General features: G+C 53.7%; 14 protein-coding genes. 6 read left to right on the top strand and 8 right to left on the bottom strand.

Going from position 1 to position 16,600, the window contains the following annotated elements; genetic code table 11:
• Positions 1–19: 19 nt before the first annotated feature.
• Positions 20–811, bottom strand: coding sequence for a polysaccharide deacetylase family protein (locus J3P35_RS06895; RefSeq protein ID WP_246850006.1), 792 nt, complete (start codon positions 809–811; stop codon positions 20–22).
• A 247-nt stretch (positions 812–1,058) separates the two neighbouring features.
• On the opposite strand from J3P35_RS06895, the gene J3P35_RS06890 reads away from it, so the two are divergent.
• The 4 genes from J3P35_RS06890 (at position 1,059) to J3P35_RS06875 (ending at position 4,939) form a co-directional block, all read left to right on the top strand.
• Entirely contained in the window at positions 1,059–1,874 is an 816-nt protein-coding gene (locus J3P35_RS06890; RefSeq protein WP_210463593.1) for a TIGR04290 family methyltransferase, read from the top strand.
• An 89-nt stretch (positions 1,875–1,963) separates the two neighbouring features.
• Positions 1,964–2,521 (top strand): NUDIX hydrolase, encoded by a 558-nt coding sequence (locus tag J3P35_RS06885; protein WP_210463592.1) that lies wholly within the window; start codon positions 1,964–1,966, stop codon positions 2,519–2,521.
• Between the two features lie 260 nt (positions 2,522–2,781).
• Positions 2,782–3,279, top strand: a complete 498-nt coding sequence (locus J3P35_RS06880; RefSeq protein ID WP_210463591.1) for a Pycsar system effector family protein — start codon at positions 2,782–2,784, stop codon at positions 3,277–3,279.
• Between the two features lie 193 nt (positions 3,280–3,472).
• Positions 3,473–4,939 carry a glycoside hydrolase 5 family protein gene (locus J3P35_RS06875; RefSeq protein ID WP_210463590.1) on the top strand — a complete coding sequence of 489 codons (1,467 nt, stop codon included), beginning with the start codon at positions 3,473–3,475 and terminating at the stop codon, positions 4,937–4,939.
• Positions 4,940–5,208: 269 nt separating this feature from the next.
• Here the strand turns inward: J3P35_RS06875 and J3P35_RS06870 are convergent, their stop codons facing one another.
• From J3P35_RS06870 to J3P35_RS06860, 3 genes are all read right to left on the bottom strand, one after another.
• Positions 5,209–5,493, bottom strand: a complete 285-nt coding sequence (locus J3P35_RS06870; protein WP_210463589.1) for a hypothetical protein — start codon at positions 5,491–5,493, stop codon at positions 5,209–5,211.
• A 277-nt stretch (positions 5,494–5,770) separates the two neighbouring features.
• Positions 5,771–7,096, bottom strand: coding sequence for an inositol-3-phosphate synthase (locus J3P35_RS06865; protein ID WP_210463588.1), 1,326 nt, complete (start codon positions 7,094–7,096; stop codon positions 5,771–5,773).
• Between the two features lie 349 nt (positions 7,097–7,445).
• Positions 7,446–8,048, bottom strand: coding sequence for a histidine phosphatase family protein (locus J3P35_RS06860; RefSeq protein WP_210463587.1), 603 nt, complete (start codon positions 8,046–8,048; stop codon positions 7,446–7,448).
• A gap of 268 nt (positions 8,049–8,316) precedes the next feature.
• On the opposite strand from J3P35_RS06860, the gene J3P35_RS06855 reads away from it, so the two are divergent.
• Entirely contained in the window at positions 8,317–9,507 is a 1,191-nt protein-coding gene (locus J3P35_RS06855; RefSeq protein ID WP_210463586.1) for a polysaccharide pyruvyl transferase family protein, read from the top strand.
• Positions 9,504–10,892: a Coenzyme F420 hydrogenase/dehydrogenase, beta subunit C-terminal domain gene (locus J3P35_RS06850; RefSeq protein WP_210463585.1), complete on the top strand. Its 1,389-nt coding sequence runs from the start codon at positions 9,504–9,506 to the stop codon at positions 10,890–10,892. Before J3P35_RS06855 ends, J3P35_RS06850 begins: the two co-directional genes overlap by 4 nt.
• 95 nt (positions 10,893–10,987) lie before the next feature.
• Here J3P35_RS06850 and J3P35_RS06845 read toward each other — a convergent pair whose 3' ends face one another.
• From J3P35_RS06845 to J3P35_RS06830, 4 genes are all read right to left on the bottom strand, one after another.
• Positions 10,988–11,923 carry a glycosyltransferase family protein gene (locus J3P35_RS06845; RefSeq protein WP_210463584.1) on the bottom strand — a complete coding sequence of 312 codons (936 nt, stop codon included), beginning with the start codon at positions 11,921–11,923 and terminating at the stop codon, positions 10,988–10,990.
• Positions 11,924–12,029: 106 nt separating this feature from the next.
• Complete coding sequence (locus tag J3P35_RS06840; protein WP_262897542.1) at positions 12,030–12,953, bottom strand: glycosyl hydrolase; 924 nt, start codon at positions 12,951–12,953, stop codon at positions 12,030–12,032.
• Between the two features lie 225 nt (positions 12,954–13,178).
• The gene (locus J3P35_RS06835; RefSeq protein ID WP_210463582.1) at positions 13,179–13,967 is read right to left on the bottom strand and encodes an alpha/beta hydrolase; all 789 of its coding nucleotides are present in this window, start codon (positions 13,965–13,967) and stop codon (positions 13,179–13,181) included.
• Positions 13,968–14,187: 220 nt separating this feature from the next.
• Positions 14,188–16,596 carry a hypothetical protein gene (locus J3P35_RS06830; protein ID WP_210463581.1) on the bottom strand — a complete coding sequence of 803 codons (2,409 nt, stop codon included), beginning with the start codon at positions 16,594–16,596 and terminating at the stop codon, positions 14,188–14,190.
• Positions 16,597–16,600: the final 4 nt, after the last annotated feature.

Raw genomic sequence — 16,600 nt, 5'->3', positions numbered from 1 at the left:
TTTTACAAGCTATACCCGTTTACTTCTTCGCCGAAGCTGTTGCCTTAAGGTGTTTGGCAGCCTCAATGAAGGTGGTGTTCCAGATGTCTTTTTCGTTCTTCTTCAGGAACTGCAGTAATTGGTGGTGCGCCTCCAGGGAGACGTTGAGGGCGTGCTCGCCGCCTACGCCGTGGAACAGGAACACAACCATGCTGTTGGTTTCCATAGCCTTCTTCACCATGGCAATGAGTTCATCGCCGGTCTGGCCGTTGATCATAAAGGAGCCTACATTGTACACGTCTGTCTGCGTTTTGGGTACGTAGACGCTCTGCACGCCGCGGGCGGCAAACACGTCGTTCTTCAGACCGTCCATATAATTGACGCCGGCCACTTTGGTATCGCCGCAGGGGTAGGCGAAGGTGTGTTCTTTTTTGCCGTCTACCGCTTCCAGGGCTGCGTTGGTCATCTTGATCTCATCGGTGATGCGACGCACGGAGTAGGTAGCCAGGTCATAATCCGGGGTCACAAAGCTTCTGCCGGGTTGGCGGCCGTCGCAGGGGTGGAATAGCGAATGGTTGGCGAGTTCGTGCTTGTTGGCGGCGGCCTTGCGCCACTCGGGCAGGCGTTTGGTGAACGCCGGCGAGGAGGCGATGAGATAGAAGGTGCCTTTCAGTTTCACAGAGTCCAGCGCCGGGATTACTTTGTCCAGGTGCGTGTTGAGGGCATCGTCATAAGTGAGGACCACGGCGCATTTCTTCTTATTCCAGTCCTGCGCGAAAGCAGAGACGCTCATGAGGCAGAGCAGGAAAGTAAGGGTTCTTTTCAGGATCATTATGTTTGTATGAATGGCTTTTATTTGGAAGAACAAGTTTGCCATAAGTTACAGGAACTCGGCCATAAACGCTGCATTTCCCGCCTATTTTTCCTAAAACAAGCCAAAAACAAACGGTCTTGGGTGCCTGGCAAAAGAATATATACTTCTCCAAAGAATCCTTCAGCAGAGGCCGCACATACATATAACTTTTACTATCCTGTTTTCCGTACAAGCGTGTGAACACAAACAAACCCAATCATCCCCTATGGACCTAACTCAGGAAATAGCCCAACTGGGCCCCTGGTTTCATAACCTGCACCTGCCAGACGGCACCCAAACCGCCCCCAACCATAGCCTCGGCGATTTCCCGTCCTTCAAATGGGAACACATCAAAAAATATATTCCGGAGGACCTAAGCGGCTGGCGCGTGCTGGACGTGGGCTGCAACGCTGGTTTCTACACCATGGAACTGGCCAAGAGAGGCGCCTCGGTGCTGGGCATTGACGTGGACCCGCATTACCTGCGGCAAGCCGCCTGGGTGGCCCAGCAGTTTGGGCTGGATGACAAGGTGGAGTTCCGGCAAATGCAGGTGTATGACGTGGCTCATCTGCAGGAGAAATTTGACCTCATCTGGTACATGGGCGTGATGTATCATCTGCGTTATCCGCTGTTGTCGCTGGACATTCTCTCGCAGAAAACCACGCGCCTGATGGTATTCCAGACCCTGACCATGCCCGGCGAGGAAGTGGCCGAGATACCCGCTGATATTGAGTTCAACGAACGCGAGGTGATGCTGGAGCAAGGGTACCCTAAAATGGCTTTTATTGAGCATAAACTGGCCGGCGATGTCACCAACTGGTGGGCGCCCAACCACGCCTGCATTGAGGCCATGCTGCGCTCCTGCGGCCTGAAAGTAACCCAGAAACCAGACCACGAAATCTACATCTGCGAGCCTGACCCAGAGAACCAGAACAGCACCCACACCTGGAACAGTTCTGAGCTGCTCTCGGCTACCGGACAGGCCTGGCAAGAGGCCGTGGCCGCCAAAGTGGAAGGTAAAAACCGCACCCTCACCCGCTAATTCTTTTACAGAAAAGATGCTCGTTTTTGGCTTTCTTTCTGGAAAGAAAGCCAAAAACGAGCATCTTTGTTTTCATTTAGTTTAAAGTCATGCCTTACCCCCGCCCCTGGCGATTGCTTCGCTCCCAGATTGCTTACAAACACAAATGGTACACCCTGCGCCGCGACGAGGTGGAACTGCCCAGCGGCCACGTGGTAGACGATTTCTTTGTGAGCGAGCGCCCCGATGGCGCCTATGTCTTCCCCATCACGGAGGCAAACGAGGTGCTTTTTGTGCGCCAGTACAAGCACGCCGCCGGCAAGATTTTCCTGGAGCTGCCCGCCGGCTCCTTCTACCCAGACCAGGAACAGGCCCAGGACGCCGCCACCCGCGAGCTGCTGGAAGAAACCGGCGCCGTCCTTACGCAGGAATTGGTGCCGCTGGGCGTGCTGCATGACAACCCGGCCAAAGACACCAGCCGCATCCACCTTTTCCTGGCCCAGAATGTACGCGTGGAGCAGGAACAGGCCTTAGACGTCACCGAGGAAATTGAGGTGGTACGGGTGCCGCTGGACCAGGTGCTCCCCAAAGTGCTGAACGGAGAGATCTGCGTTTCTGGCTCGGTGTCTCTGTGCTTTCTGGCGCTGCGGCATCTACAGGCGTTATAGCAAAAACCGGGGAAGCAATCTCATCGACGGAGCCGCGAAAGAAATTACCCCTAGATCTCAACCACAGCACCAAAACTAAGTATAGGGAAATGTAACCGCGGAAGAACTCTGGCAGCTCAGCCTTCTGCAGGTCTGCGGTTACGTTTATCCCCACCATACTAAAAGACCGCAGCGCAATGGCTGAAGTGAACGAGGGTGCACTCCCTGAAGGAAAAAAGAAAAAAGATAAGGCACAGAAAACCCAGCGGGGCACAGAAACCATGTTCCGGATCACGGCCGCCAACCAGATGCGGCTCAGTGACATGGCAGACAACAAGGCGCATATTCTGCTTACCATCAACTCTATCATTGTTTCTATCTTGCTGTCGGTGCTGTTCAGGAAACTGGACACGGAACCCCAGCTCATTGTGCCGGCCATCCTGTTTCTTTTCACCTCCCTCTGCACCATGGTGCTGGCTATTCTGGTAACCATGCCCCGCATTAAGAAAGATCAGCCCAACCGGGATTTGAGCAAAGACAAGATTAACCTCATGTTCTTCGGGGATTTCCACAGCATCAGCCTGCTGGAATATGAAGAAGGCATCACTGAGATGATGTCTAACCCCAAAACACTGTATGGCAGCATGATCAAAGACAACTACCACCTGGGCGTGGTGCTGCAGAAGAAATACACCAGCCTGCGGTTTGCCTACATCTTCTTCATGGTGGGCTTTGTGGTGTCGGTGATCTCCTTCGTGATCACGCAGTTGTTCTACTAAACACCTGCCCTTATCATAGTACAGTATTTATTCATCATCCCCAACCTTCCTCTTTACGTTAAACCATGCCGGGCTAATTCTATTTTCGCCGGTAAGAATATTGTCCCATATCCCAAGACCTTTAAACCAAAAGCATCAGTTGGGTACACCCTCCTATGCTTAGGATTAACCGATATATAGCAAGCAAAGAAACATGCGTCAAGCCTCCATCTTAAAACCTGCTCCTGCTTCTAAGATTTCCAACCCACTCAAAATCGCTTCCCTGCCCTGGATCCAAGTGGCTCCAGACGCCCCCTATTTTATCACCGAGGACGGTCAGCCCTGGACGCCCGTGGGCCAGAACGATGCCATTACCTGGCCCGAGCTGGAAGGCTTGTTCCGCCGGAAGAATCTGGCCGCCGTGGAAGAATACCTGGCGTATCTCGCAGAGCACGGCGTAACCTGCCTTCGCCTCATGCTGGAATACGCCCAGGTAAAGCACCGCTACTTTGAGAAACCCGCAGGCACGTTCAATCCCAGTATGGTCAAACTCTGGGACGATCTTTTCGCACTCTGCGCTAAGTACGGCCTCCGCATCCTGCTCACACCCTATGACACCTTCTGGATGTGGCTTAAGTGGAAGTACCACCCTTACAACAAAAGCCTGGGTGGCCCCTGCGCCGGCCGCGGTCAGTGGCTCCTCTGCCCAGATACCATGGCCGTTATCAAGGCGCGGCTCACTTTTGTGGTGGAACGCTGGGGCAGCAGTGGTGTACTCTTTGCCTGGGACCTCTGGAACGAGATGCACCCGGCCCACATGGGCAACAATTCAGAGGGTTTCTCCAGGGTAGCCACCGAATTGAGCGAGCACGTGCGCGAACTGGAACTGCGCCTCTACGGCCGTTCCCACCCCCAGACCGTGTCTATCTTCGGGCCTATCCTGCACACGCACCCAGACACCGCCGATACCATTTTCCGGCACCCCTTGCTTGATTTCGCAAGCACCCACTTCTACGATGCCAAGACCATTGACTACCCCAAGAACACGGTAGACTCGGCCATCAAGGTAGGCGAACTGGTACGCGAGGCCCTGGAACACGCCCCCGACAACCGCCCTTTCTTTGACTCTGAGCACGGCCCCATTCACCTGTTCAAAGACAAGAAGCACACCCTTGCCCCCGAGTTTGACGATGAGTATTTCCGGCACATCCAATGGGCGCACCTGGCCTCTGGGGCGGCCGGCGGTGGCATGCGCTGGCCCAACCGCCATCCGCATACCCTCACGCCCGGCATGCGCGTAGCCCAGAAGAACATGACTGGTTTCCTGGAGCTCATCCACTGGCCCACTTTCCGGCGGAAAAACCTGAACCAAGAGATCAAGGTCTCAAAACCCTCCTTCGCGGTGTTTGGCTGCGCCGATGACCAGCAGGCCGTGGTCTGGCTTCTCCGGAAAGATGCCCTGTACCAACGCAAGCGCTTAATGGATCCCAATGCTTCTGCTCTCACAATACAAGTGCAGATCCCTGGCCTGCAAGATGGCTGTTACCAGATTACCACCTGGAACACCTTGGAAGGCAACATGCGGGAACAGTTTCAAGTTGAAGCGCATGGCGGTAATTGCAGTTTCTCCATCCCAGAAGTACGCACGGATGTAGCAGTAGCAGTGGTGAAAGTATCTTGAAGTTTGTCCCAAGCACTAAGCTGGTAATCACAGCAGATATAGGCAAGCATGCATTTCGTCCCCCTTTGAAGGGGGTAGGGAGATGACAAGGCCGTTTGTAGAACCATTGGCTTTGCTACAGAGCGGAGACTTCAATGGTGCTTCTCCTGCAAGGGCAACCACAAGGGATTGCCCCTACATATCAGGAATGCGTAACCTGCACGAGTAATCATCCCCCTACCCCCTTGAAAGGGGGACGGAATGTGTGTTAAGTAAAGGGACTATTTGGGCTATAAGAACGCCTTCACCAACTGTTCCCATTCCTCCTGCAACGTGCCAGAGGGCCTTTTTTGGCCCGCGCGTTTGTACCAGTAATCAGCGTTCCAGAGGTCACCTTCTTTGCGGTGGAGGTAGGCGTGAATCCAGGCGGCGTTTTTATTCGGTAAATCCTGGATCAGTTCATGCGCTTCTTTCCAATTGTCTTGGGCATCATGCCACAGCGCCTGCAGGTAGACGGAAGCTCCTGCCGGGGGCAATGGCGCGGAGATGCTTTTTTGGAAAGTGGTAAAGTCCATTTGGCTTCTGCTTTTCTAGAGTTGCGGTTGATTTGCCTGGCTACAATTTACTTAGGATTTCCCTTCGTTTACGGAAAAAAATAGCTCCTTTGTTTTAAAGCCGTTTTCATGAAATCGGCTTTAAAACAAAGGAGCTATTGCTATTAGTTAAGGCTTAACTCAGACTTTTATCGTCCTGGAAAGATCCTGCTGGCAGAGGGAAAACCGCTTGGTTGTTCGTTTTCCAGATGGCCCACAAAATCCTTACAGGATGATTAAAAAGTATTAAGACTTCTGCTTACATCGCCTCTACAAGATCCTGGTAATAGTCCATGCCTAGGTGCGTGATGAGGTCTTCGCCCATCATGTGGCGCAGGGTGTTCTGCAGTTTGATCAATTGCTTGAAAATATCGTGCTCAGGGTTGAGGCCCTCGGCGGTCTGAGGTGACTTGAAATAGAAAGACAACCATTCTTGGATGCCAGACATACCGGCTCTTTTGGCCAGGTCACTGAACAGGGCCAGGTCAAGCACCAATGGCGCAGCCAAAATGGAGTCGCGGCACAGGAAGTTGATCTTGATCTGCATCTGGTAGCCTAACCATCCGAAAATGTCGATGTTGTCCCAGCTTTCTTTGTTGTCGCCGTGCGGTGGGTAGTAGTTGATGCGTACTTTGTGGTACATATCTCCGTACAACTCGGGGTTGGACTCGGGGCGGAAGATCTCGTCCAGCACGCTCAGCTTGGAGACCTCTTTCGTCTTGAAGTTCTCAGGGGCATCTAAAACCAACCCGTCGCGGTTACCTAAGATGTTAGAGGAGAACCAGCCTTTCACGCCCAAAGCACGGGCGTGCAGGCCCGGGGCCAGGATGGTTTTCATCAGGGTCTGGCCCGTCTTGAAATCCTTACCTCCAATAGGGGTATCGGTTTGCTTGGCAAGTTCAATCAGCGCAGGGATATCGCAGGTAAGGTTAGGTGCCCCGTTCATGAACGGCACGCCCAGTTTGATGGCGGCGTAGGCGTAGATCATTGATGGCGCGATGGCCGGATCATTGTTCTGCAGCCCTGCTTCAAAAACCTCAATACTTTGATGTACCTCAGATTCCTCAATATACTTCTCGGTGGAACCGCACCACACCATCACCAGGCGGGCGCAGTCGTTGGCTTCCTTGAAGTTCTCGATGTCGTCCATCAGGGCCTTGGCCAAATCAGCTTTGGTGGCCGCCTCCTTGATGTGGTCGCCGTCCAGGTTAGCGATATAGGCCTTGTCAAAAACCGCTTTCATGGGCTTAATGGCTTCCAGTTCGGCTTTCACGGCGTGCAGCATCATGGGCTCCAATACCTTGGCTTTCATAGCCGCCTCAAACACGTTGTCTGAGTACACGTCCCAGCCCCCGAAAACAATATCATTCAGATCAGCCAGCGGAACAAACTCTTTGATTTTAGGATACCGGTTCTCGGTGCGTTTTCCTAACCTGATGCTTCCCATCTGGGTGAGGGAACCAACCGGCTGCGCCAGATCCTTTTTAACGGCTTCTACCCCGGCAATGAGGGTGGTGGCCACGGCGCCTAAACCGGGCATCAACAAACCTAGTTTTCCTTCTGCTTTTTCTACGACATTATGCATGTAACACGAGTTTATGGGTGGGTAATAAAGAGTGTAGTATTAGGTTATAAGCTACTGGTGGTGTCTCCCATCGGCCTTGGCTTTTGAGAGAAGATGTTTTCAATTCACCTCGGTTCTGGCATCAATTGTAGTTTGGCAGGCACAGACCCGAGGCAGGTAAAAGACAAATTCTTTTTCTCTTGCCGTTTTCAAAAAACAGCCCTTAAACGAAAACATCAGTGGTATGCGATAAGACAAGGGTAATGTAAATGACCGCGGCTGAGGGCTCTAAAAGAAGGTTTTACCTAGTTTTCACCTGTAGGCCAAGCTTTGTACCACCGCTTTAACCCGCATTACTCCATTTACCGCTTTAAGGTTTTAATTCTCCGGTGTCATTTATTAGCAGAATCCGAGCGGTTTCTTCGTAAACTTCAATTATGCTCACTGAGGCCGGACTGATCTCCAGGCGCTGGAACATGTCCAGATGAACGCCGGCGTAATAGGCCACCGCGGCTTTGATCAAATCTGAATGGCTTACCACCGCCACCGTTCCGTGTGGGTGCTGCGCACAAAGTTTCTGCAGCCCCGCAATGACACGGGCTTGCGCCTCCAGCATCAGCTCACCACCCGGAATGCGGGTCACGCTTCTGAAGGAATTGAACCGTTGAAATTGCTGGTCGCCACTCAGCTCCTCAAAAGTGCAATTGGTCCACTCCCCGAAATTTATCTCCAGGAAATCCTCCATGGGAATGGTTTGCAGCTGCTGCGCCTGGGCAACGAAATCGGCGGTCTGCAGGGTGCGCTCCAGAGGGCTGCTGTAAAGCGCGTCAACGGGAAAATTAGCCAATCTTTGGGCCAGCTGCTGCGCCTGTGCCACTCCTTCCTCGTTCAGGAAAACACCCGGCGTGCGGCCAGATAAACGTTTGCCCACTGAGTCTGTGGTGGCGTGGCGGATCAATAAAATTTTGGTCATGTAGTCTGTTTTTGAAAGCGCGGGCGTGCAGTTTAGCGCCTGTTTTTTGAAATGCAAGGCAAAAAAGCAAAGGAAAATTTTAGCCGTGTCTTTAAACGGCTAAAGCCGCAAACCGTTTTCTTTGAGTAACCCTGCTTCCTGCCTTTTGCCTCCATTTATTCCCGGTTAATCTTCTGGTTTGAGGTTCTGCACTTTAAGACAAACACGCTGCCCCAGTGGCAATTTAAGGAGATGAATATATAACCTAAACCAAATGTATGCCGTTGGCATGAATTACCATTTCCCGGGTGTGGGCTGTGCCTACAGCGCAGCCTGCCGGCCCGGCTTCTACCCTTATTTCAGAAAAGCTTTGGAGAACCTACAACATAAGAACGTTTTAAAGATCGGGGTCCTGACCTTTCACCGCTGCATCAATTATGGAAGTTACTGGCAGGCCCGTTGCCTGGCCGAGGGGCTGCAGGCGCGCGGCCACGAAGCCGTGATCCTGGACCATGACTCTAAGCGGGTAAACCTGGTAGAATGGAAATGCGCTTTCCAGCCGGTGTTGCCTACGCCGGTACCCGCATCTGACCGCCCATTGTACCGCGAGAAAATTCGGAAGTTCTTCCGCGTTTTTGATACCCTGCCCCTTTCGCCCCGCTTCCCGCTGGAAGACCCCAGCCAGATGGAAAACTACGATGTGGTGGTGGTAGGCAGTGATGAGGTCTGGAACCTCTCGCACCCGTGGTACGGCTGCTGCCCCTTGTTCTACGGCGATGGCCTGAAAACCCAGCACCTGATCTCGTACGCCGCCAGTTTCGGAAATTATGACGCCTCCTGGGGCATGCACCCTTTCTGGGCCGATAAGCTGCGGAACTTTGAGTCCATCTCCGTGCGCGACGCCAATTCCCAAACCATCATCAAAGACGCCCTAGGCTTTGAGCCCGAGATGGTGCTGGACCCTTGCCTGCAGTTCCCCATCATACCGGAGGACCGTGACCACGAGTTGCTGCAGAAACCCTACATTGCGGTCTACGGTCATAACTTTTCAGAATCATTCGCCCGCGAGATCAGGCAGTACGCCGATAGCCGGAACCTGCCGCTCATCAGTTTCGGGTACCGCAACGACTTCGCCGACGAGCAGTGGATCACCACAGATCCGCATGACTTCGCGCATTTCATGGCCAAAGCAGAAGCCGTGGCCACCAATTTTTTCCATGGCTGCGTCTTTGCCCTTCGCAATGCCAAACCGTTTGTGTGTGAGTCATCGCCGTACCGTAGGCATAAACTGCAGGGGCTCATGGCCAAGATAGGCGGCGAGCATCACCTGCTACCCGAGGGCTCAGATTACGCCCAGTACGAGACCTTGCTGAGTACCCCTTTGAACCCGCAGATCACGCAGAAGATTCAGCAGCTGCGGCAAACCTCCAATGCGTATCTGGATAGGGCGCTGGCGTTAAAACAAGTTCAATACGCATGAAAGACCTGCTGAGCCCCCGTGATATTGTGAAGTCTGGCTTGTGCATTGGCTGCGGCAGCTGTGTGGCCCAGGCCAACCTGCCAGACACCCAGATGGACTTTGACGCCTACGGCCAACTGAAACCCCAGGGCCCTAACTCCTGGTACAAACGTGAGTCGGCTAGTTTCACCAGAACCTGCCCGTTCTCGCCGGGGTCCAGAAACGAAGATTACCTGGGTGCCCACCTCTTCCCCACCGCCCCCATACTGGACAATGCCATGGGACGTTTTCAGGCGGCGTACGTGGGCCACGTGTCTGAAGAGGATTTCAGGATGCAAGGCAGCTCCGGAGGAATGGTTACCTGGGTAGCCACTGAGCTCATGCGCCAAGGCCTCATTGACGGCGTGGCCCACGTGATCGCCACGAAAGACCCGCAGGAAGACGGCCGTTACTTCCGCTACCGCATCGCGCGTACCGAGGCCGAGATCCGGGAGGGGGCCAAGTCACGCTATTACCCCATTGAACTGTCTGAGGTGCTTTCTTTGATCAGGGAGGTGCCGGGCCGCTACGCCGTGGTGGGCATTCCGTGTTTTATCAAAGCCATCCAGCTGCTGCGCCAGGAAAACCCCATGTACCGCGAGCGCATCCAGTACACCCTGGGGCTTTTCTGTGGCCACATGAAGAGCGCCCGTTTTGTGGAGAGTTTCGCCTGGCAGATGAACGTGCCGGTAGACCAGGTTGAACGGGTAGAGTACCGCCAGAAAGACCCCAACCGACCAGCCAACTGGTACAACGCCAAACTCACCCTCCGCGACGGCTCCAGCGTGAACCGCGACTGGTGGCACCTGGCTGATGGTGACTGGGGAGCCGGCTTCTACATGAACTCGGCCTGCAATTACTGCGATGACGTGGTGGCAGAGACCTCTGATATCTCCTTCGGCGATGCCTGGGTGGAACCGTATTCCTCCGATGGCCGCGGCACGAACGTAGTGGTGGTCCGCTCGCCACTGGTAGACAAACTGGTGACCAATGCTATCCAGGCAGGGCGCCTGCAACTGGAGCCGGTAGATGCCCGCTTTGTGGAGCAGACCCAGGCCGCCGGCTTCCGGCAACGCCGCGAAGGTCTGGCTTACCGTCTCACCTGGCCTCGTAGCGGCGTACAACCCCGCAAACGCGTCACCCCAGACGACAAAACCCCCACTACCCAGCGCAAGCTCATCTACCGCATGCGCTATTACCTTTCCATGGGTAGCCACAAGATGTTCAGGCTGGCCCGACAATTAGACTCCCCTAAACTGTACATCAATTGGGCCGCAATGGCTTTGGCAGCGTATCATGGGTTTGCCTATCACCAGGGTAAGCTTGGGGAGATAAAGAACCGGTATAAACAGTTGAAAGGAGAATAAAAAAAGCGGAGGGTTTCCCCTCCGCTTTTTTTATTCTTTGTGCTTTGGGCCTATTTTTCTAAAAGCAGGCCTAAAACCTATGCACGTTCAACTTCTTACTTCGCCACCTGCACTTCCTTTGTAAGCTTTTCCAGCTCAACCACTATCCGGTTGATCACGCCTGCCCAGTCATCGGCTACTTCTTGCCGGAAGAGGCGCATGGAAGGGTACCAGGGGCTGTCTTCGCGGTCATCCATCCAGCGCCAGTCTGCATTGGCGTGAAGCAGGGTCCAGACGGGGACGTTGAGGGCACCGGCCAGGTGAGCGGGCATGGAATCTACGGTAAGGAGCAGGTCCAAACCTTTGATAACGCGCCCGTAATCATACAAACTGAACTCCCCGGGATGGATACCGAAACCTCCCTGCCAACCGGCGTTGGCGGCATTCTCCTGGAGGATATAGAGGTTGATGCCTGGCACCTCGGCCAGCGGCCGCAGAAAATCAAACGGAATAGACCGATGCGGATTCCAGTCGCCGGGTTTCCAGACCAAGCCTACGTTCAGTTTCTCCTGATTGCCGGGAAGCGGCAGGGGCTCTACCTGGAGGTAAGGAATCTGGGACGGGATGGTGTCCACGGTGGTCCGGAAGATATGGGTTAGCTCCATGATTTCCACGTCCACGTCATACTCTACCTCGGGGGTACCGTCATTCAGGGGCAAGAGCTTATCTATGGCGGGAATGGTTTCCAGTAGCGGGATCAATGGCGCCTGGGCCCACACAATAACTTCTTTAGCGATGGCTTTGATGAGCGGCGCGAACCGGATGAACTGGATGGTGTCGCCCAGGCCGTGGTAGCAGCGCACCAGCACCCGTTTACCTTGCAAAGAGGAGCCGTCCCAGACGTATTGGAAGTGGCGGGGCCAGTGCCAGCAGGGTTTTCCGGCGCGTTTTTTCAAAACGGCATCGCTGTGCTTCCAAGCTTCTTCAAACGTGCCCCGGCGCATGTTCAGCATCCAAACATCTGGGGTTTCTTCCTGGGTTTCCTGGCTCATAAGGCGGCTGATGTTTTCTTGAAATGAAGCATCTCTGTTTAAGCCCTGTTTTAGAGAAAACGGGCGTTAAACAGAGATGCTTTACAGAATTCAGATATAAAAGGTACTAGGCGTAACGGCGCATCATAAGGGCGCAGAAATCAGCGAACTCCTCAATATGCTGGGGTGGGCTGGTGTGGTGCGGCTGTACGCCTTTGTGCTCTGGGGTGAAGCAGAAGGTGGCGGTCACGTCAAATTCATCCAGCTTCTTCATGACGTGGTCAAACCACTTCTCGGCATCCGGACGCAGCCAATCGGCCCAGCTCAGACCGGTGCGCAGCTTCTTCACGCCCAGGTTGCGGAGGTGTTGTACGGCATCGTCCAGGCGGTGGTCTTCAAAGTGGAACCACTGGCAGATCCCGAACTCAGGGGTGTAGTCAGCGAAATGTTTATGGGCGATTTTGGGGGTACCGTCTTCCTTGAGCAGACCCATGTGGAAGTGGCGGTAATAAGAAGATCCCTCAGCCTCGCGGTGGCGCGTGGTGGCTTCCCAGGCCTGAGGCAGGTCATAGAGGCTGTACCAGAAAGCGCGGTCCACGCGGCCCATCAACAACTCGGCGGTACGGCGCAACCCAAATTCCTGAACTTCCTCGGCCCCGAAGGAAGAAATCCCCACTTCGGTTACCCACACGGGCAAATTGGTGACGGCTTCAATCTCAGCGATTTTATCGGGCCACTCGTTGATGTTCCAGAGGTTCCAGTCCAGTGGGAAACCGTGCACGGCTACGGCATCAAGGTCTTCCAGGGTGCCGTGGCGTTCTAAAGTCTTGATAAAATGCGGGTCTATGGGCGAGATGCCTCCTAACACGCGGGTAATCTCCGGCTTTTCGGCTTTACAGGCTTTGGCGGCCAGTCTCACCATTTCCCCGAAAATCTTCCATTCGGGGTCAATCTCGTAAGCCCAGTGTGATTTGTTGTTTGGTTCGTTCCAGAATTTAACTGCTTCTATCATAGTTTCATACGTAGCCTGCGCCTCACGGGTAAACGGCAAGCGTCAGGCATTAGGGGGTTTGAGTAGCGGTGTTTTTAGGCTGGTTAGGGTTTGTAATTAGTGCCTGGCACAGCCCTCCAACTGACAAGATTTAATTCATTAAGATCACCGAATATCGTAGAATCTGAATTATTGCCTACTACGAGCTACAAAGCTGCCCGTTGCCTCTTCTTAGAAAAATGCAGGAAAGACAATACCCCCAAAAGCCTCTTCAGAAACAAGCGATCACCGGAGGACCTGCCTAATTTCACTCATGTACTGCGGATGGGTGCTCATGCCGTTATGGCTCTGGCCCTTCAGGATGATGGCTTTATCTGTTGGCTTCAGCCATTGGTGTAGTTTAACCGATGACTCGTAGTCTATGATTTCATCCTGCTCGCAGTGGAAAATGACCACGGGCATGGTACACTTTGGCAGGTACTGGTACGTCTCAAATTTATACTTCAGGATAAACGTGGGAATAATGGGTAACCGCCGCCTCATGAGCTCTGTGACGCTATAATACGGGGCCTGCAGAATCAACCTATTGGGGCGATTCTCGGCGGCAAGCTTGGTGGCCGGTCCGGTGCCAATGGAATACCCCAACACGATGATCTGGCTTTCATCATATCGGGTTTTCAGCAGGTCATAGGCGGTTTGCACGTCCTGGTAGAATTGCTCCTGGCTTTTGATTTTGCCTTCGCTTTTTCCAAATCCTCGGTAATCCAGCATGAACACATCATACTGCAGATCAGTGTAAATCTCGGCTACAATCCCCCAGCTGGCCAGGGAACCGGCATTGCCGTGCAGGTAGTAAATCACGCCTTTGGGCTTCTCTGCCTTGAACAGCAGGGCATTCAGCAATAGGTTATCCGGGATTTTAATGCTGATTTCCTCAAACTTCTGCCCAAATTTGAATCTGTAATCTTTCCCGTACTTTACAGGAAAGTAAATAAGCTTCTCCTGGAAGAAATACAGCAGCCCGCAGAGAGCCACGTACAACAGGGCCACTATTTTAATAATGGATAACAGCATCGGTTTCACAGGTTCAGGAGACCAAAAAGGACAATACGTTTCTGCCGGTTAGTTGGCTGTATGGAATCACCTTCAGGTATAGCCGCAAAAGTAATCAGGAAAGACCAGGAGAATGCCTGACCTTGCCTGATTTATACTTTTGCTGCCTCTCTTCACAACCACCACGCTTGCCTTAAGTTTTAAAAGGACGTGGTAGCGAATGTCCGGAACTTCTCCTGGGCTACAGGTTTGGGGTAATAGAGAACCGCAGGTATTGGGTGCCTAATGACCCGGTTTTGGTGAACGCCTCCACTTCTATCTCAAATTCACCAATATCATCTGAGGTGTAGAAACTGATAGTTCCCTGCCCTTTGGCATCTGTGGCAACAGCCGGTGCCCAGAAAAGCATGCTCCTTAGATCTGGCGCCGGCGAGGGAATATTGTATTCATAGGAAGGCACCTTGAAAGGATGCAGCGGCGCTATACCGGCCCAGGCCAGGGTCTGGTTGTTCTGGAACTCCGCTGGTTTTGGATGCGGGGCATTGGTGGTGATAGACAGCACCCCGTGGCGCGCTATCATACCCAGGTTTCTGAGTTTGCGCTGGGCATAAAACAGGTCTATCTTCTTGATGGCGGTGCCGGGCAGTTGCAGCATCCAGTCATTGTTCAAGGTGGGTACTCCGTCAATGAAATACAGCGGATGCTCTTTGTAGCGGGCACCGTTCCGCTCGGGGGAGAAAATCCGGATGCTGCGTCCTTTATCGTTCTCCACCACACTGGCCAGCGGAATGGTTTCTTTTATCACCTCGGCCAGATCTTTGAAGGTCACATACTGACTCATGTCAAAAGACTGGTCTGGCGTGCCCAATTCTTCCAGCAAGGCCGCGGTACTATCCTTTTCTTGGGCAATGCCTCCCTTCACCCCGAAAAGCGCAGTGGCTTGTTTGCGCAGGGCGGTCTGTCTCAGGTACTGAGCCTCAGGCTCCGTTAAAACCAAAGGCAAGACTGTGGCCTTGGTGAAGGAAGGCAGGTTGGTCCACACCAGGTTTGCGTCTTTGACCCTTTCACCGGAGCGCAGCACCTCAAACGTGAACTGGTCTGGATGCACGAAATCAGGGGACTGAAACACAAAACTGCCCTCTGGCCCGGGCGTCTGGAGCATGGGCTCGGTGCTGCCGCGGCCAAACATCAGCAGGGTGGTAGTAGGCACCGGGGCGCCTTTGTCATCTACTACTTTCCCTTCAATTGACAAGGCAAGGGCAGTATCTGGCGGCGTCTGCTGGGTTGGACCAGCCACAAAGTTGCGAAACGGCGTCAGGGCCAGCAGCGCAACCTCCAGGGTAGAATCCACCGCCGGCGCCATGGCCTTTGTCAAACTCTGCCTTGGCGCCACGCCCTGGAAAATCTCCCGTTCCAGGGATGAGGCATACAGTTCCTGTGACTGCGCGCGGGGCCGCACCGCAAAAGCCAGGGAGGCTTCTATCGGTTTGCCGGCTGCATCTGTCACCAGGGCAGTCACGCGCACGGGCTCCCGGCGGCCATACCTGATCCGGTCTGTTTTCAATTGGATTCGCAGTTGCCTGGGATGTTGTACCAGCACGAACCGCTGCGCCTCTACTTGTCCCTCTGCGTTGGCAACGGATAAGGTTAATAAGCCGGCCGGTAATTTCCCGTGCGGAATCATGACCTCAACCCCTTCTGCGCGGTTAAGCTTTTCTTCTGTTGCCAGAACCGTCCTGTTTCCGGCAAGCACTTTGACCTGCACCCGTTTATCGCCTCTTTTTTGAATCCAGGCCGAATTCGAGAGTAATTTTATGTGCAGCGCGCTATCGGTTGGGGACTGCATCCGCAGGCTGATGCCTTGGGCTTCTACCGCGGGGAATTTGCTTCCCTTTAGAACGGCCGTGGTGTTTTTGTTTTCCAGCACCATCTGGTACTGCTGGCCTTCCTGCGGGGTAAACTGCACCAGGGCCACTCCTTCGTGGTTTGTCTGGAATACCGTTGCGGCTCCTGCAGCACCCATGATCAGGCCTTTGGTGGCTACGCCGTTGCCCTCCTGGTCTGTGGCTTTGATGGCCAGTCTATTCTCTACCTGCGCTACCAGTTTCCCGCCTTCGGGGTAGGCCTGCAAGTTTACGGAGATTTGTTTTTTCAAAGCCTCAGGATCAACTTTGGCTTTAGCGGAGGCAGGCCCCAGAATCCTTAACCTGGTCTGGAAAGCGTCTTTCTTCCCCGCCGGAATCATCGCTGGGGTGTAAGCCATTACGGCATACTGGCCGCGAGACAAGGTGTCTGGCAAGACAAAGCTCCCGGTTACCATCCCCTGTATAATGGGGAACCGCAGGTGCTGGGTAGTACCCGGAGCTGTCGTTTTAAACTCAATTTCCAGAATCTGGCTCTGAAACGATGGTTGCAGGGAAGCAGCCGCGAACACGTAGGCTTTGAACCTGACGGTATCGCCGCTGGCGTAGTACGGCTGGGAAAAGCGCACGTGGACCTGTTCCGGTCCTTCTCCCTCTCTGCCGGCCAATATCCCTTTCCAGGAACCTGACCGCCAGGTGAACGCCATTAAGGGGAGCAAAAGAAACAGGAACAACAGTGCTGGTTTAGACTTCTCCATACACTTTTTATAGGCAATGCTTGGGCTCATACTT

This window comes from Rufibacter roseolus (assembly GCF_017916365.1).
Classification (GTDB): domain Bacteria; phylum Bacteroidota; class Bacteroidia; order Cytophagales; family Hymenobacteraceae; genus Nibribacter; species Nibribacter roseolus.
Note: the sequence above shows the minus strand (reverse complement) of the source record. Positions and strands in the feature narration are given on the sequence as shown.

Coding starts and splice junctions, on each gene's coding strand:
- J3P35_RS06850 (WP_210463585.1), top strand. CDS start 9,504: ATGAAAGACCTGCTGAGCCCCCGTGATATTGTGAAGTCTGGCTTGTGC.
- J3P35_RS06855 (WP_210463586.1), top strand. CDS start 8,317: ATGAATTACCATTTCCCGGGTGTGGGCTGTGCCTACAGCGCAGCCTGC.
- J3P35_RS06835 (WP_210463582.1), bottom strand. CDS start 13,967: ATGCTGTTATCCATTATTAAAATAGTGGCCCTGTTGTACGTGGCTCTC.
- J3P35_RS06885 (WP_210463592.1), top strand. CDS start 1,964: ATGCCTTACCCCCGCCCCTGGCGATTGCTTCGCTCCCAGATTGCTTAC.
- J3P35_RS06895 (WP_246850006.1), bottom strand. CDS start 811: ATGATCCTGAAAAGAACCCTTACTTTCCTGCTCTGCCTCATGAGCGTC.
- J3P35_RS06865 (WP_210463588.1), bottom strand. CDS start 7,096: ATGCATAATGTCGTAGAAAAAGCAGAAGGAAAACTAGGTTTGTTGATG.
- J3P35_RS06875 (WP_210463590.1), top strand. CDS start 3,473: ATGCGTCAAGCCTCCATCTTAAAACCTGCTCCTGCTTCTAAGATTTCC.
- J3P35_RS06890 (WP_210463593.1), top strand. CDS start 1,059: ATGGACCTAACTCAGGAAATAGCCCAACTGGGCCCCTGGTTTCATAAC.
- J3P35_RS06830 (WP_210463581.1), bottom strand. CDS start 16,596: ATGAGCCCAAGCATTGCCTATAAAAAGTGTATGGAGAAGTCTAAACCA.
- J3P35_RS06880 (WP_210463591.1), top strand. CDS start 2,782: ATGTTCCGGATCACGGCCGCCAACCAGATGCGGCTCAGTGACATGGCA.
- J3P35_RS06860 (WP_210463587.1), bottom strand. CDS start 8,048: ATGACCAAAATTTTATTGATCCGCCACGCCACCACAGACTCAGTGGGC.
- J3P35_RS06845 (WP_210463584.1), bottom strand. CDS start 11,923: ATGAGCCAGGAAACCCAGGAAGAAACCCCAGATGTTTGGATGCTGAAC.
- J3P35_RS06870 (WP_210463589.1), bottom strand. CDS start 5,493: ATGGACTTTACCACTTTCCAAAAAAGCATCTCCGCGCCATTGCCCCCG.